Source organism: Paraburkholderia strydomiana, assembly GCF_046030495.1.
GTDB classification, from domain to species: Bacteria; Pseudomonadota; Gammaproteobacteria; order Burkholderiales; family Burkholderiaceae; genus Paraburkholderia; species Paraburkholderia strydomiana_A.
On record NZ_JAQQCJ010000005.1, the window covers coordinates 275,861 to 298,437 of the forward strand.

The following is a 22,577-nucleotide window of genomic DNA, read 5'->3' on the forward strand; positions in this document are numbered from 1 at the left end:
ACTTAAACGACGGATGAGGTGGTCGCCGCGGCAAAGCGGCCAATCGAGAAAGCGTCGAGTGGCGTGGCCGTGGCGCCGTCGATCACGAGATCGGCCAGGACTTCGCCGACGCCGGGCGCGAGCAGAAAGCCACCGCCCGAAAAGCCGAACGCGTGCAACAGACGCGGCACCGTGCGGCTCGCGCCGATCACCGGATTGCCGTCGGCCGTCTCGCCTTCGACGCCGCTCCACGTGCGGATCAGCAACGCCTCGCGCAACGCGGGCAGCAAGGCGCACGCGTCGCGCATCACGGCGCGCGTGGTTTGTGTCGACGGCTGGCCGTATTCGCCGTCGCCATGACCGCGTCCGCCGCCGATCACGCAATTGCCGCGCGCCACCTGGCGCGCGTAGATGCCGCCGCCGTACACGCCGAGGTTGTGCGCGATGAAGAGCGGCAGCGGCTCGGTGACCCACATGTTCGGATAGATCGGTTTCATCGGCACGGTCTCGCCGAAGTGACCCGCGACCTTGTTCGCCCATGCGCCGGCGGAGTTGATGAGCCAGTCGGCGCTGATGCGCGTGTCGCCGGCGTGCAATTGAAAGCGTGTGCCGTCGTGATGAATGCCGGTCAGTTCGGTCTGCTCGCGCACGTCCGCACCCGCGGCGCGCGCGGCGCGCGCGAAGGCGGGCGAGACGAGACGCGGGTTCGCATGCCCGTCGCTCGCGCACAACGAGCCGCCGATGGCTGCCGAGCCGAGCCACGGGTAGCGTCGGCGGAAGTCGGCGCCGTCCAGCACTTGCGAGCGCAGTCCGTAGTCGCGCGCCATGTCGGCCCATGCCTGCAGCGCGGCAAGATCGGCTTCGCTGCGCGCGAGCCGCAAATGTCCCGACACCGTGAACTCGCCGTCGATGCCGATCAGTTCGGGCAAGCGGTCCCAGATGCGCCGCGCGCGCATCGCGAGCGGCATCTGTTCGGCCGGGCGGCCCTGGCAGCGCACGCCGCCGTAGTTCACGCCGCTCGCCTGCGCGCCGCAATAGCGCCGCTCGAACAGGCCCACGCGCAGGCCGCGCCGCGCGAGCGCCAATGCGGCCGACGAACCCACGAGACCGCCGCCCGCAATGACGACGTCGTAATGCAGCGCGTCACTCATCGCGGGCCTCCTTGGCGATCTCGGCGAGGTCGTCGGCGTACATCGCGGGTGAAAGCGGAATCGGTTTGACGGGCGGCTGGCTGCGCAGGCGGCCGACCGCTTCGAGCGGCTTGCCGGTTTCCCCGGCGAGCAGCGCAAGCGCCGCTTCACCGCACATGCGCCCCTGGCAGCGGCCCATGCCGACCCGCGTGAGCGCCTTCAGCCGGTTGATCTCGTTCGCTTCGCCGCCGCGGATGCAGCGCCGCACGGTGCCCGCGTCGATCTCTTCGCAGCGGCATACGGTCATGTCGTCGGGCCATTGCGCGGCGCACTGCGCGGGCGGCGCGAAGGCCGCTTCGATGCCCCCGCGAAACACCGCGATACGTTTCAGGCCGCGTTCGAGCGCCGCCGCGTCGGGCAGACCAGGGCCGCGCGGCGGCTCGATGCCGAGGTCGTCGAGCAGGGCGAGCGCCGCGCGGCGGCCCGCCAGTTCGGCGGCGTCGGCGCCGGCAATGCCCGCACCGTCACCGGCGAGGTAAATGCCGCGCACGGAGCTGCGGCCGGCGGCGTCGAGTTCGGGCAGCCAGCAGCGGTTGGTCGGATCGAAACGGAAACGGCAACCGGCGAGATCGGCGAGTTGCGTTTCCGGCTTCAGTCCGAAGCTGATGCCGACCGCGTCGCAGGCGATCGTTTCGCTCGCCGCGCCGTCGCCCGGCTTGCGCCACTCGATCGCCTCCACACCTTCTGCGCCGCGAATACCCACGAGTTTCACCGCGCGTTCGATGCGCACGCCACGCGTTTTCAGCCAGCCGACGTAGTACAGACCCTTGACGAACGTCGACGGCAGACGCGCGAGTTTCGGCGTGGCGGCGATCTGTTGCGACAGCGGGCTGGTGTCGAGCACCGCCAGCACCTGCGCGCCCGCTTTGACGTACTGGTATGCGACCAGGTAGAGCAGCGGCCCGGTGCCTGCCAGCACGACGCGACGGCCGATTGCGCAGCCTTGTGCCTTCAGCGCGACCTGCGCCGCGCCGAGCGTGTAGACGCCGGGCAGCGTCCAGCCGGGCAGCGGCAGCACGCGATCGGTCGCGCCGCTCGCGATGATCAGGTGCGAGAACGGCACGCGGGTTTCGCGTCCCGCTTGCAGCGTATCGAGCCAGCCCGCTTCGCAGGCCCACGCGAGCGTGTCGGGACGATAGTCGAGATGCGGCAGCAGCGCGGCCATGGTCGTATGCAACGCGTCGGCCTTGTGCGCTTCGAAACCATAGAGTGCTTTTTTCGAGCGCTGAAAGCCGCCGTGCGCGGGCGGTTGCCGATAAATCTGGCCGCCCCAGCGGCCGTTTTCATCGATCACGACGGGCCTGAGGCCCGCCGCGACCAGGGTTTGCGCGGCGCGCACGCCCGCCGGACCCGCGCCGACGATCACGATGCGGCGTTCGTCGTTCATCGCGCGTCTCCATCGACGGGAGCAACGGCAACGGTGCCGGCTTCGGTCGCGGCAAACCGCGTGAGCACGCGCAAGCCGTCGGTCACCGGCGTCGAGCACGCGCGCAAACGCCGGCCGTCTTCGGTGCGCATCCAGCAGTCCTGGCAAGCGCCGATCAGGCAAAAGCCGGCGCGCGGCGCGCCGCTGAATTCGCTCTCGCGCACGCGGCGTTGGTGCGTCAGCACCGCGGTCAGTAGCGTGTCGCCTTGCAGCGCAGTGACTTCGCGGCCATCGAGAAAAAACCGCAGCGGCTCGCGCCGCGTTTCGGCGAGACGAACGAATTGCGGCTCGCTTGCGCGCGTGGCGGCATGGGAGGACGGCGGCGGGCTGGATCGCATCGAAGAATAGGAAGAAGACATCAGTGCTGGCCGATCAGAATCCGGTTCAGTCCATACGCGCGATCGAGCAGCAGCATCGCGCCGGCCGTGATGAAGATCACCAGTGCGGAGACGGAAGCCATCATCGGGTCGATCGATTCGGTCGCGTACATGTACATGCGCACCGGCAGCGTGACGGTTTGCGGCGAGGTGACGAAGATCGACATCGTCAGTTCGTCGAAGCTGTTGATGAACGCGAGCAGCCAGCCGCCGGTAATGCCCGGCAGAATCATCGGGAAGGTGATGCGGCGAAACGTGGTCCACGCGTCGGCGCCGAGCGAGTGCGCCGCATGTTCGACGCTGCGGTCGAGGCCGCTCACCGAAGCGAGCACGAGCCGCATCACGAACGGCGTGATGATGATCATGTGCGCGAGCACGAGCCACGCGAACGAACCGGTCGCGCCGATCAATGCGAAGAAACGCAGCAGCGCAATGCCGAGCACGAGGCCGGGAATCACGAGCGGCGAGAGCAGCAGCCCGTTCAGAAACGCCCGGCCCGGAAAGCGCGCCCGGCCGATCGCGAGCGCGGCGGGCAGCGCGACGAGCAGCGACAACGTCGCCGACGCGAATGCCAGCTTCAGGCTATTGAAGAACGCGGAGATGAAGTCCGGGTAATTGAGGATCGCGCGGAACCAGCGCAGCGACAAGCCGTGCGTGGGGAGCGTGAGCGTTTCGTCGGGCGTGAACGCGACCAGCACCACGATCACGAGCGGCGCGAGCACGAACGCAATCACCAGCGTGTGGAAAATCAGCGCGACGGGGCCGTTTTTTCTCATGATGTCTTCACTCGATGAGGCAGTCGATCAACCCAGGCTTCTGGCGTACCTGCGTTCCAGAACCCGGTAGTAGGTGAGCATCACGATCAGGTTCGCGACCAGCAACAGCAGCGCGATGGTCGCGCCGAGCGGCCAGTTCAGCGAGCCGAGGAATTCGTCGTAGACGGCGGTGGCGGCGACTTTCAGACGCCGTCCGCCGAGCAGGCCGGGAATCGCGAACGCGCTCGCCGACAAACCGAACACCATCAGACTGCCCGAGAGAATGCCGGGCGTGAGTTGCGGCAACACGATGCGGCGCAGCACGGTAGCGGGCGAAGCCATTAGCGAGAGCGCGGCGTTTTCCGTTTGCGGGTCGAGCTTCTGTAACGCGGTCCATACGGGGATCACCATGAACGGCAGCATCACGTGCACGAGGGCGATGACGATCGCGAAGGTCGTGTATTCGAGCTTGTAGGGGCCGAGGCCGACCAGACCGAAGGCCTGATTCACGAGGCCGTTGCTATTGAGCAGCATGCTCCAGCCGAACGCGCGCACCACCACCGACACCAGCAGCGGCGCGAGAATCACCAGCAGAAACATCGAGCGGTACGGATCGCGCATACGCGACAGCACGTACGCTTCGGGCGTGCCGATCGCGACGCACAGCAGCGTGACCAGAAATGCGATGCCGAAGGTCCGCAGGAAGATCGTGTGGAAATACGCGGAACCGAGCACCTCGATGTAGTTGCCGAACTGGAACGCGGCGAGCGGCCCGCTCGCCGGGTCGAAGCGATAGAAGGTCAGCACCAGCGTCATCACGAGCGGAATCAGCACGAGTGCGGCGAACAGCAGAAAGGCCGGCGCGCACATCAGCCAGAGCGGCAGGAACGCGTGCCACGGCGCGCGCCGCGCGTCGCCGGATGGCCGGCTGCCGTTGTCGGTGGCAGGCAGCGTGCTAGCCATGGTGTGCCTCCCGTTGAATGAAGCGGATTGCTTCGCTGTTCCAGTCGATACCCACCGCCGCGCCTTCCGGCAGCGGCTCGGCGCCTTCGTTCTGGCAGCACACCAGCACTTCGCCGAGCCGGCTGTCGAGCCGGTACAGCCACTGGCTGCCGAGGAAGAAGCGGCTCGTCACGGTGGCCCGCACGCGGCCTGTGCCCGGCGCGCACAGCCGCAGCTTTTCCGGACGGATGCACAAGGTCACCGCGTCGCCGACCGCGACCACCCGCTCGCGCGCCGGCAACTGCGCGGTGCGTCCGGTTTCCGCGAGGTCGTGGCCGAGGTCGATGCGGATCGCGTCACCGTCGCGCGCCACCACCGTGCCGGGCAGCATGTTGGCCTTGCCGATGAACTGCGAGACGAAGCGGTTCTCGGGGCGCTCGTACGCTTCGTACGGCGTGTCGATCTGCGTGATGCGGCCGGCTTCCATCACCACGACGCGATCGCTGATCGACAGCGCTTCGGACTGGTCGTGCGTGACCATGATCGTGGTCGTGCCGATCTTGCGTTGAATGCTGCGCAGTTCGAACTGCATGTCTTCGCGCAGCTTGGCGTCGAGATTCGACATGGGTTCATCGAGCAGCAGCACCGGCGGGGCAATCACGATCGCTCGGGCAATCGCCACGCGTTGCCGCTGACCGCCGGACAGCTCGCGCGGAAAGCGATGGGCCAGCGTGTCGAGCCGCACCAGCGCGAGCGCTTCGCGCACCCGTTCCTGCCGCTCGGCCTTGTCGATGTTGCGCATCTCCAGACCGAAGCCGACGTTGTCGGCGACGCTCATGTGCGGAAACAGCGCGTAACTCTGGAACACGATGCCAAGGCCGCGTTTGTTCGGCTTCATGTGCGTGATGTCGCGGCCGTCGAGCGTGATGCGCCCGCGCGTCGTTTCGACGAAGCCCGCGATCATTTGCAGCGTGGTGGTCTTGCCGCAGCCGGATGGCCCCAGCAGCGAAACGAACTCGCCTTTTTCCACCGACAGGTTCACGTCGGTGACCGCCTGCAGGTTGCCGAACGATTTGGCGACATCGGTGAGAGTGAGGAACGACATGGTCTGGCCTTTTGATGGTTCGACTCGGTTCAAACGGCGACTGCTGTGAGCCGTGATGGAGGCGACTCTAGCCAGCCAAATTACCGGGCGTCAATTTGAAATTCCGTTTAGCGAGATATGATTGAAAAAAATTCCGTTGCACGGAATATATTTGATGTGATGCAAATGAACTATTCCGCTCCACGGGCTCCGCAATATCCCTATGAATCAGCGGCGGAGTGTTGAATCACCGGCGTGAGCCAAAGATTCCGTTTGCGGACAAAACGTCTTATAGTATTCCGGACAATGAAATAACTGAGAGCCAACAGGATGAATGCTGCCGCCGAACGAGATACCGCTGCCGCACCGGGCCAAACGGGCGACACGCCCGGCCCGGGCATGCTGGAGCGAGCCTTTGCCGTGATCCGGGCGTTGTCGGAAGCGCAACCGGACGGCGGCCGCGTCACCCGGCTCGCCAAAGCGGTGGGGCTGACGCAGGGCACGGTGCACCGCATCCTCCACGCGTTGATGGCGGAGGGCATGGTCGAACAGGACGAAAGCTCGAAGCTGTACCGGCTGAGCGTGGACTTCTTCGCGCTCGCGGCGCAGGCCGGCAATCCGAGCGGCATGCGCACGCTGTGCCGTCCGGCGTTGTTGCGGCTGTGCGCGAGTCTTGGCGACACGATCTTCCTGCTCGTCAAAAGCAGTTTCGACGCGGTGTGCCTCGACATCTGCGAAGGGCCGTTTCCGATCCGCTCGTTCACGGGCGATATCGGCGGACGCGTCGCGTTGGGTGTCGGCCAGGGGAGCCTCGCGATCCTCGCGTTTCTGCCTGAGGCGGAGCGCGAGGAAATCATTCGTTTCAACGTGCCGCGGATTCGCGGCTACGGCGTGCTCGACGAAGTGTATTTGCGCACCGAGATCGAACGCGTGCGCCAGTTGGGCTATGCGGGGCGCAATAGCGGCGTGCTCGACGGCATGGCGGGCGTGGCGGTGCCGATTCTGGACCGCACCGGCGTCGCGGTGGCGGCGCTGAGCGTCGGCACGCTGGCCGCGCGCCTCGGCGACGACCGTCTGCCGATGGTGGTGGAATTGCTGCGTCGCCAGGCCGATGCGATCGGGCCGCAAACCAATCCGTTCGACGTCGCGCTGCGTCGCCCGATGCATGGTTTGTCGCGCGCGATGACGACCGAGCGGATCACGGGATAAGCGGCGGAAGAACAGGTGCTGAGGGGCGGGGCCTCCCCCGCGGCGTCCCCTTTCCAGCGATGCTTTATCATTGAGCCCGCTCCGCTTGCCGGAGCCCGAGGCCGATGCGGCGCAGCTTACCGCGAGGCGGGCCTCCACACCCCATCCTCTGGTCTTTCCGCTGGTAATTGGCGCATGAGCGTGCGAACGAGCACGCCGGTCATGACGCCATCGCGTATGCGCCAACCGCGCAGGCTTGGCCGACCGCTTTTCCAGATCCCGTATTTCGCGCCGCGCGGCCCGTTCGCGCGACGCCGCAACTGTTTGAACAAGAGGTACACGATGAATTCATCCCACCCGTCGGACGCACGCGTCTCACAGACCCGTTCGTTTTCGACAGTCTTTCTGATCGAGATGTGGGAGCGTTTCGGCTATTACGGCATGGCCGCGCTGCTGGTGCTGTTCATGATCGACAAGCTGAACTTCACCGACAGCCACGCGACGCTCACGTGGGGCGCGTTCACGGCGCTGGTGTACGCGTCGCCATCGATCGGCGGCTGGATCGGCGACAAGATTCTCGGTGCGCGGCGCACGATGATCTTCGGCGCCGGCGTGCTGAGCGCCGGCTACTTCATGCTGGCGCTGCCTAACGACCAGCTCGCGTACATGTACGCGTCGCTCGGCGTGATCGTGGTCGGCAACGGCCTCTTCAAGGCGAATGCGGCGAACCTCGTGCGCCGCATTTACGAAGGCGATGACGCGCGCATCGACAGCGCGTTCACGATCTACTACATGGCGGTCAACATCGGCTCGACCGTGTCGATGCTCGCCACGCCGTGGATCAAGGACCACTGGGGCTGGCACGCGGCGTTCGCGGTGTGCTGCGCGGGCATGCTGCTGTCGGTAGTGAACTACTTCGTCATGTTCCGCACGCTCGCGCATATCGGCTCCGCGCCGGATGCCGAACCGGTGCGCTGGAAACGTGTCGGCGCGGTCGCGCTCGGCGGCCTCCTGCTCGGCGCGGCGACGATGTTCGTGCTGCAACACAAGGCGATCGCGGTGGCCTGCGTGTATGCAGCGGGTATCGCGATTCTGGCGATCTTCGGCTACATGCTGATGAAGTGCGAGCGCTCCGAGCGCGCGGGACTCGTCGCCGCGCTGATTCTGACCGTGCAGGTGATCCTGTTCTTCGTGTTCTACGTGCAGATGTCGACCTCGCTCACGCTGTTCGCGCTGCGCAACGTCGATCCGCGTTTCACGCTGTTCGGCACGACGCTGTTCACGTGGAGCGCCGCGCAGTTCCAGGCGCTCAACCCGATCTGGATCATGCTGCTGAGCCCATTGCTCGCGCTGCTGTACACGAAGCTCGCGAGGAACGGCAAGGACGTGCCGGTGGCGGTGAAATACGCGTTCGGTTTCGCGGTGGTGGCGGCCGGCTTCTTCGTGTATGCGGCGAGCGGCAACTATGCGGTGGATGGCCGCGTGTCGTCGTGGTTCATGGTGGGCGGCTACGGCCTGTATTCACTGGGCGAACTGCTGGTGAGCGGGCTGGGACTCGCGATGATCGCCCGCTACGTGCCCGCGCGAATGAGCGGCTTCATGATGGGCGCTTACTTCGTGGCGACCGGCGTATCGCAGTATCTCGGCAGCGTGGTCGCGAACTTCGCGCAGATGCCGGCCGGCAATCTCGATCCGCTCGAATCGTTGCCGCTCTACACCAGGCTGTTCAACGGCCTGGGCTGGCTCGCGGCGGCCGGCGCGCTGGTGGCGGTCCTGTTGCTGCCGCTGATGCGCAAGCTCTCGCGCGAACATCAGCGTTGCGGCGATGAAGCGCGGGAGAGTGCGCGGCAAAACGCGGCAATTGACAGCGTGGCGGCAGAGTAATCCGCTGTAGCTGCGAAAGTGGTGTGAGCCACTTTTGCGCGGCCCACACACGATCAAAATGGCGCGACCTGCCCAGCAAGTCGCGCCATTTTGCATTTCAGGCGCGCAACCCCCTTCGTCTATACCCGTTGCGATCGCAGCGCCAGGGGTAAGCTTATGTTCGTCAGTGGTCTTTCGAACTAACCATTTCCCTGGTATTTGGGGTAGCCACCCGAATGGACATTCATCTCGCGGTCGAAGGGCATCACGATCTGGCCGGACAGATCTATCGGCAGTTGCGCGCCGGCATCGTCGAAGGACGGCTCGCCGGCGGCACGCGGCTGCCGTCAACGCGCGATCTCGCGACGCAACTGGGCGTGTCGCGCAAGACCACGCTCGACGTCTTCGAGCGGCTGCTCTCCGAGGGCTATCTGAGCGCACGCGCCGGGTCGGGCACTTTCGTCGCCGACGGTCTCGAGCGTTTGCCGGTGGAACGCTCCGCGCAGGCGCGCGCGGCGGAGTCGTCGCGCGAGCGGTCCCTGGCGAAGGCCAAAGCCGCCGCCGCGCGCGCCCAGCCGCTGTGGGAACAGATGCCCGAGCGCGTGCCGCTGCCGCGGCCGTCGGTGCCGTTGCCGCAGGACTTCGTCGGCGGCGCGACCGACAAGGCGCTGTTCCCTTTCGACGTCTGGCGCCGCTGCGTGAATCACGCGTTGCGTACGCAGGCGCGCGGCCCCGGCACCTATCGCGACGCGGCGGGGGAGCAGGAGCTGCGCCTCGCGATCTCTCGCTACCTCGCGTTCAACCGGGCGGTGGCGAGCAATTGGGAAGACGTGATCGTCACGCAGGGCGCGCAGCACGCGCTCGATCTGATGGCGCGCATCACGCTGCGGCCCGGCGAAATCGCCGCGCTCGAAGACCCCGGTTATCCCCCCGCGCTTGCGTGTTTCAAGGCCACCGGCGCGCGCGTCGTGCCGGTGCCGGTGGACAGTGAAGGGTTGATCGTCAGCAAGCTGCCGGACAAGGCGCGGCTCGTCTACGTGACGCCGTCGCATCAGTTTCCGCTCGGCATGCCGATGAGCCTCGAGCGTCGCGTCGAACTGCTCGAATGGGCGCAAAAGCGCGGCGCGGTGATCATCGAGGATGACTACGACTGCGAATACCGCTTCGAAGGCCGGCCGATGGAGCCGCTGAAGAGCCTCGATCGCGCCGGACTGGTCGCCTACGTGGGGACATTCTCGAAGACGATCTTTCCGGAGCTGCGGGTCGGCTACGTGGTGCCGCCTGCGTCGCTCTATGGTCCGCTCGTCAAGGCGCGTCAGATCGCCGACTGGCATGGCTGCACGCTCACGCAAACCGCGCTCGCGTCTTTCATGCTCAACGGCGACTTCGCCAAGCATCTGCGGCGCATGCACAAGATCTACGCGGCGCGGCGTGCGATGCTGCTCGACCATCTGCACGGCGACCTCGCGCCGTGGTTCGAGCCGATCGTGCCGACCGCCGGCATCCACATGGCGGCGCGTCTGCGCGCGCCGTTGACGGAGCTGGCGGTGGTCGATGCGGCGCGCGAGGCGTCGATCGGCTTGTATGGGTTGGCGCCGTTTCATCTGCATGCGCAGCCGCGGCCCGGCCTGATGTTCGGCTATGGGAGCATCGCGGTCGAACACATCGATGCGGCGCTCACGAGCCTCGCCGCGATCCTGCCGCGTGTGGCGCATTGACGCTTGTCGGCAGCCCAGGTTCGTGCGGGGGCGCGTTATGCCGCGGTCGAATTGTCATCGGTTGCGCTTCGGCGCACGCCCGAATCGAGGTTTAACAATGCGTTCTTCGCCATCGCAAAGCACCTCGCGCAGCCGTACGCCGAAGACGAATGTGCCTATATACATGCATCGAAACGAACTGTAACGTGCGTTACGTGTTCGTGTTGCGCGGCTCGCCGACACGCGTTTACCCGCTAAAACAAGCATCAAAATGTGTTGCGGAGTCTGCGCCACGCAACAAACCTTCGCGGGAATACACAAAAGAGTCGCGCAAATCGTATTAGCGCTTGTAGAATCCGGCGTTGAAGCGTGCACATACGGTGTGCGCTTCTTGCAATTCACTGACCACAACAGGTAGGAGAAACATGCCGACTTCCGCAAAAAAGGTGGCCAAGAAGGCTGCTGCCCCGGTACCGACCAAGAAGGTTGCTGCAAAGAAAGTCCCTGCGAAGAAGGCCGTCGCAGCTAAGAAGGTCGCCGTGAAGGCTTCCAGCGCACCGTCGCCGATCAAGGACACCTTCACGAAGGCCTCGTTGGCTGCTCACGTCGCTGAACGCGCTGCTGTCGAACCGAAGACCGCCAAGGCCGTGTTGGCCGCGCTCGAAGACACGATCCTCGGCGCCGTCCACAAGAAGGGCGCTGGCGAATTCACGCTGTCGGGTCTTCTGAAGATCGTCGTGCAAGCTGTGCCGGCGAAGAAGAAGCGCTTCGGCAAAGACCCGTTCTCGGGCGAAGAGCGTTGGTTCCCGGCCAAGCCGGCTAGCGTGCGCATCAAGGCACGTGCGCTGAAGAAGCTGAAAGACGCTGCAGCAGGCTGATCGCGCATCGAGCGTTGCCGTGGTGTCGGCCATCAGGGTTTGACTTGACCATGGTTGACGTTTGATCCGGTCCGTCGTGCCAGTTGTCTCGAAGTCCCCGTGGATGAAAATCCACGGGGACTTTTTTTGTGCGTCGTCAGCGTGCGAGTGCTGCTCGCGTGCATCACGGTGCCGCGAATGCACTGTACTGGCGCATCGTGATCCGCCGCAGTACGATGGCAGCGAAGCCTTGCCGGCGCGGGATGCGCTGTTAGCGTGCATGCAACGTGTTCCGTACGCTAAAAGCTCAATGGCATAGCGCTTGCTTGATCGATTATCGAACACCGAATGCGCAGCGCATTCGCCTTCTATCCGACAACAAGAGCGGGGCGTGACATGCGATGCTATGACGAGATGCGTCATCATGACGATGCCGTGCGGCCACACTACGCACGCTTCGAGCGATGGTTGGTCAAGCAGGGCAACGAGGCGATCGCACGCAAGCGTGCGGAAGCGGACTTGCTGTTTCGCCGGGTCGGCATCACCTTCGCGGTGAACGGCGATCTGTCCGGCACGGAGCGGCTGATTCCCTTCGACCTGATCCCGCGCATCATTCCGCGCGGCGAATGGCAGACGCTCGAAGCCGGTCTGCGTCAGCGCGTGCGGGCGCTCAATCTGTTCATCCACGACGTCTATCACGATCGCAACATCGTGCGCGCCGGCATCGTGCCGGCCGAGCAGGTCTATACCAATGCGCAGTACCGGCCCGAGATGCAGGGCGTGAATGTGCCGCTCGGTGTTTACGCGCATATTGCCGGGGTCGACGTGGTGCGCGCGGGCGACGAGGGCGAGTTCTACGTGCTCGAAGACAATCTGCGGGTGCCGTCGGGCGTCTCCTATATGCTCGAAAACCGCAAGATGATGATGCGGCTTTTCCCCGAACTGTTCGTGCAGAACCGCATCGCGCCGGTCGCGCATTATCCCGATCTGCTGCTCGATACGTTGCGCTCGGTTGCACCCGAAGGCGTCGACGATCCGGTCGTGGTGGTGCTCACGCCGGGCATGTACAACTCCGCGTATTTCGAACACACCTTCCTCGCGCAGCAGATGGGCGTCGAACTGGTGGAAGGCAAAGACCTGTTCGTCGACGACAACTACGTGTTCATGCGCACCACGCAGGGGCCGAAGCGCGTCGACGTGATCTATCGCCGCGTCGACGACGACTTTCTCGATCCGCTCGCGTTCCGCACCGACTCGGCGCTCGGCGTGCCGGGCTTGCTGACCGCGTATCGCGCCGGCCGCGTGGCGCTCGCCAACGCGATGGGCACCGGCATCGCCGACGACAAATCGATCTACCCGTACGTGCCGGAGATGATCGAGTTCTACCTCGGCGAAAAGCCGATCCTCAACAACGTGCCGACGTTCCAGTGCCGCAAGCCCGACGATCTGGCGTACACCCTCGCGCATCTGCCCGAGCTGGTGGTCAAGGAAGTGCATGGCGCGGGCGGCTACGGGATGCTGGTGGGACCGGCCTCGACCACAGCCGAGATCGAGGCGTTCCGTGAACGGTTGATCGCGCGCCCGGCCGGTTATATCGCGCAGCCCACGCTCGCGCTGTCCGCGTGTCCGACCTTTGTCGAAGCGGGCATCGCGCCGCGCCATATCGACCTGCGGCCGTTCGTGCTGTCGGGCAAGACCGTCACGATGGTGGCGGGCGGCCTCACGCGCGTCGCGTTGCAGGAGGGGTCGCTCGTCGTCAATTCGTCGCAGGGAGGCGGGACCAAAGATACGTGGATGGTCGACTGACGCGATTGCGATGCGCTTGCCGCCGCCGCTCTCGTCGGGCAGCCGGGCGGGCGCGTTCGCAGCCCAGCGCGCAGCGGCGGCATGCCATATGTAGTACGCAACACGCGGCACGCCGCCCGCGCATCCGGATAACCAGCGAGCCTGTACTTTTACTTTTTGCGTAAGCCTCGCCTCATCAGATACGGAACGCCGTCATGCTAAGCCGCACCGCCGATCACCTTTTCTGGATGGCCCGTTACATGGAGCGCGCGGAGAACACCGCCCGCATGCTCGACATCAATCTGAAGGCGCTGCTTTTGCCGCAGACGTCCGAACAGGAGGCGCGCGCGCAACGTTCGGTGCTGCGCATCTCCGAGCTCGAAAGTGCGTTTGCACAGCGCTACGACGAACCGACCCGCGAACACGTGCTCGACTTCATGGTCGCGGATGCGAACAATCCGTCGAGCATTCATTCGTGCTTGCAGGCCGCGCGCGAAAACGCCCGCGCGGTGCGCGGCACGTTGACGACCGAATGGTGGGAAACCATCAACGACACGTGGCTCGAATTCAACGAACGCATTTCGTCCGGGCAGGCGGCGCACAATCCGGGCGCGTTGTTCGAATGGGTGAAGTTCCGCTCGCATCTGTCGCGCGGCGTGACGATCGGTACCGCGCTGCAGGACGACGCGTTCTTCTTCACGCAGCTCGGCACCTACCTCGAACGCGCCGACAACACCGCGCGGATTCTCGACGTGCGCTTCGCGGACGTCGAACCGAATTCACGCGACGCCGCGCGCCAGCTCGAAGACTTCTATTACTGGACCTCGATTCTGAGTTCGGTGTCGGCGCTCGAAATCTACCGCAAGGTGTATCGCGACGTCGTCACGCCGGCGCGTGTGGTCGAACTGATGATCCTGAACCAGCAGATGCCGCGCTCGCTGCTCGCGTCGGTCGACGGCGTCTGCACGAATCTGGCGATGCTGCGCACGTCGGGCTCGAATCAGTGTGAGCGTTTCGCCGGCAAGCTGCGCGCCGAGCTGGTCTATTCCGATATCCGGCAGATTTTCGAAGCCGGCCTGCACGCCTATCTGACTCAGTTTCTCGCTCGCGTGTTCGAGCTGGGCAATCTGGTCGCGCGTACCTATCTGATGCTGCCAGTCGCCTGACGGAGTTTTCTATGTACCTGACGATCCGCCACGACACGTCGTATCGCTACGAAGCGACGGTCCATTATTCGATCCAGCAATTGCGCCTGACGCCGGCGAGCGGCGCCGCCCAGGTCGTGCGGCGCTGGAGCATCGATGCGCCGGGCAAGCTCGACGCGACCTTCGATGCGTACGGCAACGTGCTGCATACGCTGGTCATCAACAAGCCGCATAGCGAGATCCGTCTGCAGGTGTCCGGCGAAGTGGACACGATTCCGCTCGTCGACGGTCTGCTGCGCGACGCGGTCGGCCCGATTCCGCTCGAACATTTCACCTGCTCGACGCGCCTGACCGAGGCCGACGCGGCGATCCGCGAACTGGCCGAATCGGTGCCGAGCCTCGCGAGTTCGGCAAATCTGATAGAGCTGTCCGAGCAGATCGTGCAGCGCGTGAAGTACCGCCCGGGCATCACCGAAGTCACCAGCACGGCGGCCCAGGCGCTCGCGCTCGGCAACGGCGTGTGCCAGGACCATGCGCATCTGATGCTGGCGTGCTGCCGCGCGCGCGGCATTCCGGCGCGCTACGTGAGCGGCTATATCGAACCCGGCGACCTGTCCGCGATGGAAGCCTCCTCCGCGGCGCCGCACGGCGCGAGTCATGCTTGGGTGGACGTGTGGCTCGACGGCAAGGGCTGGATTTCGATCGACGTCACGCATGCCGCGTTTGCGAGCGAGATCTACTGCCGGCTCGCCGTCGCACGCGACTACGAAGCCGCCGCCCCGGTGCGTGGACGGCGTATCGGCGGGCTCGAAGAGCAATTGAAGGTGTCGGTGACGGTCAGCGCGCAGCAGCCTCAGTAGATGGCCGGGAAGGCGCCTCGCGGACCCCGTGCGCTCTGGCTCGCCACGGGGCTTCGGCGGAGCGCTCGAACGCTCATCCTTCAGGACGAGCCCGTCAATGCCGACATACAGACAGCGGCGCAGAACAGACGCGCAGAAGAGCGGCGCAGAACAGAAACGCATGCGCGCCGCATTACAATAGCGCTGTTCAGTTGCTTTTCGCGGGTACCTTATGACCTACTGCGTAGCGATGGCCGTCGACGACGGTCTCGTGTTCCTGTCGGACACGCGCACCAATGCGGGCGTCGATCACATCAGCACGGCGCGCAAGATGTCGGTGTTCGAGCAGCCGGGCGAGCGCATGCTCGTGCTGCTGGGCGCCGGCAATCTGTCGCTCACGCAAGCGGTGTTGCACGAGTTGTCCGAACCCACCGACCCCGCGTTGCCAACGCTCTGGAGCGCCCCCACGATGGCCGACGCGGCGCGCGTGGTCGGCCGCGCGGTGCGCTGCGTGCATCAGCGCGAGGCGCAGGCGCTGCAGGAGTTCGGCGTCGATTTCAATTGCAGCTTCATTCTCGGCGGGCAGATCGCCGGTAACCGCACGCGCCTGTTCATGATCTACTCGGCGGGCAACTTCATCGAAGCGTCGGCCGTGAATCCGTACTTCCAGATTGGCGAGGCCAAGTACGGCAAGCCGATCATCGACCGTGTGCTGACGCCCTCCACGCCGCTCGACGAAGCCGCCAAGTGCGCGCTGATCTCGATGGATTCGACGCTGCGCTCGAACCTCTCGGTGGGCCTGCCGCTCGATCTGCTGGTGTACGAGAAGGACGCGCTGCGCGTGACGCGTTTCGTGTCGATCGATCACGGCAACGCGTACTTCGAGATGATCCACAACACGTGGGGCGAGCAGTTGCGCCAGGTGTTCGGTTCGATTCCCGATCCTGACTGGCAGGACACGGCCGACGTGCCGCCGTTGCAGCGTGAGCGGGCGCTGGTGCTGCATCGCGCGCCGGTCGGCGCCGACGGCATCGAGCATGAACTCGACGCGAAGCCCGCGCAGACCCTCGCGCAGGCGGATAGAGGGAAGACGCAGCGGCGGTAGAGCGGTGTGGAAGCGGCCGCAGCGGTGTGCTTGCGGTGCGTGAGAGCGGGGGAAAGAGTAGACGCGGCGCGGTGGGCCGCAGGCGCTCCGTACGGACCAACATCGGCGGCCGGTGCGCTTATGCGATATCGACGAAGGTCGCCGCGAGTCCGGCAAGGGGCTCGTCGGCGGCCTTTCTGTTTTGCCGCCGCCGTCGTTGCGTCGCTTGCACCAGGTTCTGCGCTCGCACATGAGCGCGTCGTATCGCAAACCGCGAGACAAAAAAAAGCCAGCCATCGGCATTGCCTCTGGCTGGCTTTTTACTACGTCGCTTTCAGCTACGTAGCAAGTCCCGATCAGAACTTGTGACGGATACCGAGGCTGACCATGACCTGGTTGTCGGTGCTCGCCTGATTGCCATACGAACCGATCGAAGCCGTAGCGGAGACGAGCTGACCCGTGGTCGGATCACGCTGTTCGCCGCTTGCGTGCTGCCATGCGCCGACCAGGTACAAGTCCGTGCGCTTCGAGAGCGAGTAATCGCCGCCCAGCGACACCTGGTGATACGTCGCCGACGAGTCGCCGTGACCCTTCGTGTACGCGTAGCCGACACCCAGCAGCGCTGCCGGCGTGATCTGATAGCCCAAATAGGCGCGACCCACTTCGTACTTCTGGGTCTGACCGAAGCTCGAGCTTCCGTCCTGGTAGTACTGTGCGTTGCTGTAGCTCAGGTTACCGGTCCACGGACCCGTAACGTACTGAACGGCAATCGAAGCGATGCCGACGCGCGACGCGCTAGCGTAGGCGGCGTTGATGCCTGCTACGTCGGGGGTTGCGGAGTCAAACATGCCATCCGACGTGCTGGTCCAACCCGTACGGACGGGGGCCGTCGTGTGGTTGTTGCTCATCGAGAGGTAGCCAGCAGCGATGCTGAACGGACCCGTTGCATACGTACCCGCAGCACCCCAGGTTTGGCCCGAACCCGTTTGACCTGCAACACCGCCCAGTGCATACAGACCTTCGAACTGGAAGCCTGCGAACACCGGCGAAACGTACTTGACCGCGCTGTTCGTGCGCGAGCTGTTGTCGTTGTTGTCCACGTCGCCCGGCGTTGCGAACGTGCTACCGAAGTAGTTGTCGCCCGTCAGCGGCTGAATCATGTCGACCAGCGGGTCGTACTGACGGCCAGCCGTGATCGTACCGTAGGCGTCGTGCGACAAGCCAACGTAAGCTTGACGACCGAACAGGCGGCTGCCTTGCTGCAGCTTGCCGGTGTTGATGTCAAAGCCGTTTTCCAACTGGAAGACTGCCTTCAGGCCGCCGCCCAGGTCTTCCGTGCCCTTCAGGCCGAAACGGTTACCTTGGAGGTTGCCGCCAGCCAGTTGCACGAGGGAGCCACCATTGGGGGTGGCGTTGTTCACGTACTGGACCGATTCATCGATCAAGCCATACAGGGTGACGCTGCTTTGAGCATGTGCCACGCCGGTGACGCCGAGGAGCGCCAGCGAGAGGCTAGACAGTGCGATTCGTTTCATCTATTTCTCCACGCGATGATTAGTTTCGTTGTTGCGGAAAGGAGAATAGCTCACGGTGTCTGCGGGCAAGAACTGGAAAAAAAAGAGTGTCGTCAAAAACTGACAAACCGCGCAAGGTCTTGTATTTAAAGCACGTTAAGGATTGTTTCTGTTTGAGCAATATTTATTCGTTGATTGAGCATTATTGTTGTTTTGTTGACAGTGACAAATCGTTTGTAGCCATATTTCGCATTGAATTGAATGCTTTTTGTAATAAAGTCGTCTATTTGTCTGTACGATTCCGTAACGGAAACATAAAAACGGAAAGACGTAGTGTCCGGGAGGTCTGCTGGACAGAATCGATGTGCTCCGGGTAGACGATCCCTCTCCCGCCCGCGCAGTGGCGGAACCGCCGGCGTGCGGATGGCGGCTTCGAGATGGCGCCTCTGGTCAGCGATCGTCGCCGGTGCGGCGCGCCACCGTTGCCGCCGCCAGTCCGGCCGCCGCGGCGAGCAGCACCGAGGTCCACGGATTGCGCCTGACATAGCGGTCGGCCGCCGCCGCTTTGCGGCCGGCTTCGACGAGTGCGTCAGCCGCGAGGCGGGTGGCCTGTGCTTCGGCCATGGCGACGCCGCGTCCAACCTTGACGGCGGTCGCGCGCGCTGAGGTGCCATTGCGCCCCGGTGCGCGGGAAGCGGCTGCCGAGGCCACCGCGGACGGCGCTGCACGCGCGGGTGCGAGGGCAGCGTCCCCGGTTGCCGCCCCGTCGGTATACCCCGGCACCGTTGACGCCGCCAGCACCGACGCGAGTTTCGCGCGGCTGCCCGGCGGCGCGCCTGCCTGCATGCCCCAGCCGCCGCGCGGATCGTGCAGGCGTCCGCGCGCCGCCGAAAATTCCGCGCCGAGCAGCAGCACGACGGCCGAGAAGTACAGCCACATCAGCAGCACGGCGAGCGAACCCGCCGCTCCGAATGACGTCGCCATGCCCGCGTGCGCCAGATACAGCGCGAACAGTTTCTTGCCCGCCGAAAACAGCACGGCCGCGACAATGCCGCCGACGAACGCGTCGCGCCAGCGCACCGTGGCGTCCGGCAGAAACTTGAGCAGGGCGGCGAACGCGAACGCCAGCACGAGGAGGCCGACACCGAGTTGCAGCAGATTGCCGATCATCACGTACGGCGAATCGCCCCACAGCCAGTTGCCGACAAACGTGATGGCCGTATCGAGCACCAGCGAGACGATCAGCAGGAAGGCGACGCCCAGCACCAGTCCGAACGAGATCAAACGCACCCGCACCAGCGCGATCACGCTGGAGGTGCGCGGCCCGGTGTAAGGCCACACCTGATTGAGCGCGGTATTGAGCGACGAGAACGTGGCCGACGCGCCGATCGCCAGCGCCGAAAACGAGACGATCGCCGCGATGCCGCCCGCGCTGCCGCTGTGATGCGCGTTTTCGACGATGGTCTGGACACCCGCGGCGGCCTGGTCGCCGAGCAAGCCGTTGATGTGGTGGTACAGCTCGCCGCGCGCGGCGGCGGCGCCGAAGAACCAGCCGGCCACCGCGATCACCATGACCAGCGTCGGCGCGAGCGAGAAGGCCGCATAGAAGGCGATGCTGGCGGCCATCGCGGCGCAGCGGTCGTCGGCGAACTGTCTGAATGCGCCGAGCGCCCAGTTGGCCTGCCTGCGGGCCACGTGCTGGAGGTTCGCGGAGGAAAGGGAGTCGATGTCCATGTCGTGTTTCTCAATGGGATGCCGGCTTGGCATACGCCGTGTGCGAGCCGTCGAGGTGGCCCCGACGCAGTCGTCACATGGGTGTCTTGCGCAAACCTCGTGCCTGTCACTATATACAAGCACACAACGCGGCGGGCGCGCGTCGCGGGAAACGGGTAACCGTGGACCGGTATGCGCCGAACGCTGGCGATGCACGCGAGGCGATGCCGACCGGACGCGCGCCACGCGCCACGCGATGCGCGCCAGGCGAAGTGTGCCGTTAGAATGCGGAGGCATTCTCAACCCCTTGCTCATTCACTATGCACTCGCACGAACTCGTACAGCAGCTGGACGTCATTGCGGCGGAACAATGGAGCGCGCACTTGCCCGTGCACGTGGTCGAGCAGTTGCCGGCTCATGGCGTAACGGTCTTTTCGGTCACCGACAACGCCTCCGACACCGCCGCATTCAGCGCGCGCTATGGCTTCGGCCTTGAAGACTGCGCGAACACGATCGTGATCCGCTACAAGAAAGAGGGCGCCGAGCACTACGCGGCAGTGGTCTCGCTGGGTTCGCTGCGGCTCGACATCAACGGAGCGGTGAAGGCGGCGCTGGGCGCGCAGCGGCTCTCGTTCGCCAAACGCGAGCAGGCGGTGGAGCACAGCGGTATGGAATTCGGCGGCATCACCGCGTTCGGCTTGCCGGCCGACTGGCGCATCCTCGTCGACGCCGCCGTGATGGAGCGCGCGCAGATCGTGATGGGCGCAGGCGTGCGCGCGGCCAAGCTGCTGCTCGCGCCCGACGTGCTGCGGCAGTGGCCGCGCTGCGAAGTCGCGTCGTTGACGTTGCCGGCCGAGTGAGGCCGGACGGCCCGCCGTGCCGTCAGGCGAACTGGACTATGACCTCGCGCGTGCCGGCAAAAGCCGCCGCTCTCCATCGGCGTGGTGGCCGCTGCGGGCCACCTACCCGCATTGAAGGATAAAACCTGAAGTTTTCCCCCGTTCCGCCGTTAATCCAGCAGTCGGCATGAACCGTCGCGGCACGCGCTCGCGCGAATGCCGACGACAAGTACAAAGGATACGGAGATGGAACGGTTTCGCCTGAAAGTGCGGCTTTGGCTCGCGCTCGCTGTGATGTGCATGGGTATTCTCGCGATCGGCCTGTGGGGCGCTTTCAAAGCACGCGACACGATGATCGCCGACCGCCAGGCGGAGCTCAAGAGCGTCGTCAGCGTCGCGCACAGCGTGCTGGACCGCTATAACGGTCTCGCCGCGGCCGGCACGCTGCCGCTCGCCGATGCGCAGCGCGCGGCGATGGACGACCTGCGCGCGATGCGCTACGACGGCGCCGGCGGCTACCTCGTGCTGGAAGACAGCCACGCGCGCGTACTGATGCACGCCACGCGCGCCGATCTGGTCGGCAAGGACATGACGGGCGTCACCGATCCGGACGGGCGGCATGTGTTCAAGGAAGGCTCGGAGCAAACCCAGCGCGAAGGCGAAGCGTTCGTCCATCTGCAATTCCCGAAGCCGGGCTCGAGCCAGCTCGCGCCGAAGATCAACTACATGCGGCTCTACAAGCCGTGGGACTGGACCATCGTCACCGGCGTCTACACCGACGACATCGACAGCGCGTTCTACACGGCGCTCATGAAGTACGCGGGCGCCGCGCTGCTGCTGAGCGTGCTGGTGTCGCTCGTGATCGGCGTGATTCTGCGCAGCATCCTGCGGCAGCTCGGCGGCGAACCGGCCTACGCGGCGCAGATCGCCTCGCGGATCGCCGACGGCGATCTCGACGTGGTCGTGGAGACGAAAGCCGGTGACGAGACCAGCCTGCTCGCCGCGATGCGGCGCATGCAGCATCGCCTCGCGCAGGCGATCACGCAGATTCGCGGCGGCGCCATGCTGATCGCGACGGTGTCCCACGAGATCGCCGCCGGCAACGCGGACCTGTCGCGCCGCACCGAGCAGCAGGCGAGCGCGCTCGGCGAAACGGCGTCGAGCATGGAGCAGATCACCGCGACGGTGAAGCAGAACGCCGATAACGCGAAGCAGGCCAGCCAGCTCGCGCACAACGCATCGGAGACGGCGGCGCGCGGCGGCGAAGTGGTCGGCCAGGTGGTCGAGACCATGCGCGGCATCTCGCAGTCGTCGCATCGGATCGGCGACATCATCGGCGTGATCGAGGGGATTGCGTTTCAGACCAACATTCTCGCGTTGAACGCCGCGGTCGAAGCGGCGCGCGCCGGCGAGGAAGGGCGCGGCTTCGCCGTGGTGGCAGGCGAAGTGCGCACGCTCGCGCAACGCAGCGCGGCGGCCGCGAAGGAAATCAAGGCGCTGATCGAGGAGTCGGCGGCGCAGATCGCGGGCGGCTCGCAGTACGTCGGCCGCGCCGGCGACACCATGCAGGAAGTCGTGCTGGCGGTGCGCCGCGTGACGGACATCATGGGCGAGATCAGCGCGGCGTCGGTGGAACAGAGCTCGGGCATCGAGCAGGTCAACATCGCGGTCGCGAGCATGGATCAGACGACCCAGCAAAACGCGGCGCTGGTGGAGGAAGCGAGCGCTTCCGCAGAGGTGCTGAAGGAGCAGACCGGCCAGTTGTCCGCGGCGATTGCGGTGTTCACGCTGCCGCAGCAGCGCTGAACCGGCGCCCGCTCACGCGGGCGCGAAGTAGCTTTCGAGGATATCGACCACGCGCCACAGCGAGCATGGCCGCCGGCAATGGCCGTCGAATCCGGCTTCTTTAAGCGGTCCGATCGGATCGAGCGGCCAGATATTGCTCATGGCCAGCAAAAGGACATTGGCGTGGGCGGGTTCGGCGCGCACCGTGCGGGTGAACTGGTAGCCCGCCGGCGAGTCGAGCCGGGTGTCCAGCAACACCGCGTGAGGACTCCACCGCTTCAGGAAGCACTGCAACCTGTTCAGATCGGCGGCATACATCGCATCGTATCCCTTCACCGAGAGCAGCCGCACCAGCGAGTCGCCGATGGCCTTGTCGCGATGCGCGATCAGGACGCGGCGCGAAGGCTGCTCGGCCGCCGCGCTGCGCCGATTCCAGATCGCAAATTCGGTTTCATCGTCAAGAGATACTCGTCTCGTCACTGGGGCCTCCGCAAGACCTGCATGCGCGAAACATC

The 22,577-nt window shown here is 65.2% G+C and carries 19 protein-coding genes; 10 read left to right on the forward strand and 9 right to left on the reverse strand.

What is annotated here, in order from left to right:
- Positions 1 to 2: 2 nt before the first annotated feature.
- The 6 genes from PQQ53_RS09775 to PQQ53_RS09800 are packed head-to-tail and all read right to left on the reverse strand — an operon-like array spanning position 3 to position 5,774.
- The gene (locus PQQ53_RS09775) at positions 3 to 1,130 is read right to left on the reverse strand and encodes an NAD(P)/FAD-dependent oxidoreductase (protein ID WP_408323870.1); all 1,128 of its coding nucleotides are present in this window, start codon (positions 1,128 to 1,130) and stop codon (positions 3 to 5) included.
- The gene (locus PQQ53_RS09780; protein ID WP_408323872.1) at positions 1,123 to 2,556 is read right to left on the reverse strand and encodes an FAD-dependent oxidoreductase; all 1,434 of its coding nucleotides are present in this window, start codon (positions 2,554 to 2,556) and stop codon (positions 1,123 to 1,125) included. Before PQQ53_RS09780 ends, PQQ53_RS09775 begins: the two co-directional genes overlap by 8 nt.
- On the reverse strand, positions 2,553 to 2,933 hold the full coding sequence (locus PQQ53_RS09785; RefSeq protein WP_408139550.1) for a (2Fe-2S)-binding protein: 381 nt from the start codon (positions 2,931 to 2,933) through the stop codon (positions 2,553 to 2,555). Before PQQ53_RS09785 ends, PQQ53_RS09780 begins: the two co-directional genes overlap by 4 nt.
- A 20-nt stretch (positions 2,934 to 2,953) precedes the next feature.
- Positions 2,954 to 3,748, reverse strand: coding sequence for an ABC transporter permease (locus tag PQQ53_RS09790; RefSeq protein WP_408139142.1), 795 nt, complete (start codon positions 3,746 to 3,748; stop codon positions 2,954 to 2,956).
- A gap of 27 nt (positions 3,749 to 3,775) precedes the next feature.
- Positions 3,776 to 4,690 carry an ABC transporter permease gene (locus PQQ53_RS09795; RefSeq protein ID WP_408139141.1) on the reverse strand — a complete coding sequence of 305 codons (915 nt, stop codon included), beginning with the start codon at positions 4,688 to 4,690 and terminating at the stop codon, positions 3,776 to 3,778.
- The gene (locus PQQ53_RS09800; RefSeq protein ID WP_408323874.1) at positions 4,683 to 5,774 is read right to left on the reverse strand and encodes an ABC transporter ATP-binding protein; all 1,092 of its coding nucleotides are present in this window, start codon (positions 5,772 to 5,774) and stop codon (positions 4,683 to 4,685) included. Before PQQ53_RS09800 ends, PQQ53_RS09795 begins: the two co-directional genes overlap by 8 nt.
- Positions 5,775 to 6,083: 309 nt before the next feature.
- Between PQQ53_RS09800 and PQQ53_RS09805 the strand changes: the two genes are divergently transcribed.
- The 8 genes from PQQ53_RS09805 (at position 6,084) to PQQ53_RS09840 (ending at position 16,232) form a co-directional block, all read left to right on the forward strand.
- The gene (locus PQQ53_RS09805) at positions 6,084 to 6,962 is read left to right on the forward strand and encodes an IclR family transcriptional regulator (protein WP_408139137.1); all 879 of its coding nucleotides are present in this window, start codon (positions 6,084 to 6,086) and stop codon (positions 6,960 to 6,962) included.
- 321 nt (positions 6,963 to 7,283) lie between these two features.
- Entirely contained in the window at positions 7,284 to 8,825 is a 1,542-nt protein-coding gene (locus PQQ53_RS09810; RefSeq protein ID WP_408323876.1) for a peptide MFS transporter, read from the forward strand.
- 215 nt (positions 8,826 to 9,040) lie between these two features.
- On the forward strand, positions 9,041 to 10,522 hold the full coding sequence (gene pdxR, locus PQQ53_RS09815) for a MocR-like pyridoxine biosynthesis transcription factor PdxR (RefSeq protein WP_408323878.1): 1,482 nt from the start codon (positions 9,041 to 9,043) through the stop codon (positions 10,520 to 10,522).
- A gap of 404 nt (positions 10,523 to 10,926) precedes the next feature.
- Positions 10,927 to 11,379, forward strand: coding sequence for an HU family DNA-binding protein (locus tag PQQ53_RS09820; RefSeq protein ID WP_042326082.1), 453 nt, complete (start codon positions 10,927 to 10,929; stop codon positions 11,377 to 11,379).
- A 375-nt stretch (positions 11,380 to 11,754) separates the two neighbouring features.
- Positions 11,755 to 13,164 (forward strand): circularly permuted type 2 ATP-grasp protein, encoded by a 1,410-nt coding sequence (locus PQQ53_RS09825; RefSeq protein ID WP_408139131.1) that lies wholly within the window; start codon positions 11,755 to 11,757, stop codon positions 13,162 to 13,164.
- Positions 13,165 to 13,358: 194 nt separating this feature from the next.
- Positions 13,359 to 14,309 carry an alpha-E domain-containing protein gene (locus tag PQQ53_RS09830; protein WP_168666547.1) on the forward strand — a complete coding sequence of 317 codons (951 nt, stop codon included), beginning with the start codon at positions 13,359 to 13,361 and terminating at the stop codon, positions 14,307 to 14,309.
- 11 nt (positions 14,310 to 14,320) lie between these two features.
- Positions 14,321 to 15,148 (forward strand): transglutaminase family protein, encoded by an 828-nt coding sequence (locus tag PQQ53_RS09835; protein WP_408139130.1) that lies wholly within the window; start codon positions 14,321 to 14,323, stop codon positions 15,146 to 15,148.
- Positions 15,149 to 15,359: 211 nt separating this feature from the next.
- Positions 15,360 to 16,232 (forward strand): proteasome-type protease, encoded by an 873-nt coding sequence (locus PQQ53_RS09840; protein ID WP_408139129.1) that lies wholly within the window; start codon positions 15,360 to 15,362, stop codon positions 16,230 to 16,232.
- Positions 16,233 to 16,567: 335 nt separating this feature from the next.
- Here the strand turns inward: PQQ53_RS09840 and PQQ53_RS09845 are convergent, their stop codons facing one another.
- Positions 16,568 to 17,746, reverse strand: coding sequence for a porin (locus tag PQQ53_RS09845; RefSeq protein ID WP_408139127.1), 1,179 nt, complete (start codon positions 17,744 to 17,746; stop codon positions 16,568 to 16,570).
- Positions 17,747 to 18,175: 429 nt separating this feature from the next.
- The gene (locus PQQ53_RS09850) at positions 18,176 to 19,459 is read right to left on the reverse strand and encodes a YhjD/YihY/BrkB family envelope integrity protein (RefSeq protein WP_408323880.1); all 1,284 of its coding nucleotides are present in this window, start codon (positions 19,457 to 19,459) and stop codon (positions 18,176 to 18,178) included.
- Between the two features lie 299 nt (positions 19,460 to 19,758).
- Here PQQ53_RS09850 and PQQ53_RS09855 point away from each other — a divergent pair, with 299 nt between their 5' ends.
- Complete coding sequence (locus PQQ53_RS09855; protein ID WP_408323882.1) at positions 19,759 to 20,298, forward strand: YbaK/EbsC family protein; 540 nt, start codon at positions 19,759 to 19,761, stop codon at positions 20,296 to 20,298.
- A 225-nt stretch (positions 20,299 to 20,523) separates the two neighbouring features.
- Positions 20,524 to 22,083 (forward strand): methyl-accepting chemotaxis protein, encoded by a 1,560-nt coding sequence (locus PQQ53_RS09860; protein WP_408151962.1) that lies wholly within the window; start codon positions 20,524 to 20,526, stop codon positions 22,081 to 22,083.
- A 12-nt stretch (positions 22,084 to 22,095) separates the two neighbouring features.
- On the opposite strand, the gene PQQ53_RS09865 is transcribed toward PQQ53_RS09860, so the two are convergent.
- Positions 22,096 to 22,542 carry a response regulator transcription factor gene (locus tag PQQ53_RS09865; RefSeq protein ID WP_408139119.1) on the reverse strand — a complete coding sequence of 149 codons (447 nt, stop codon included), beginning with the start codon at positions 22,540 to 22,542 and terminating at the stop codon, positions 22,096 to 22,098.
- Positions 22,543 to 22,577: the final 35 nt, after the last annotated feature.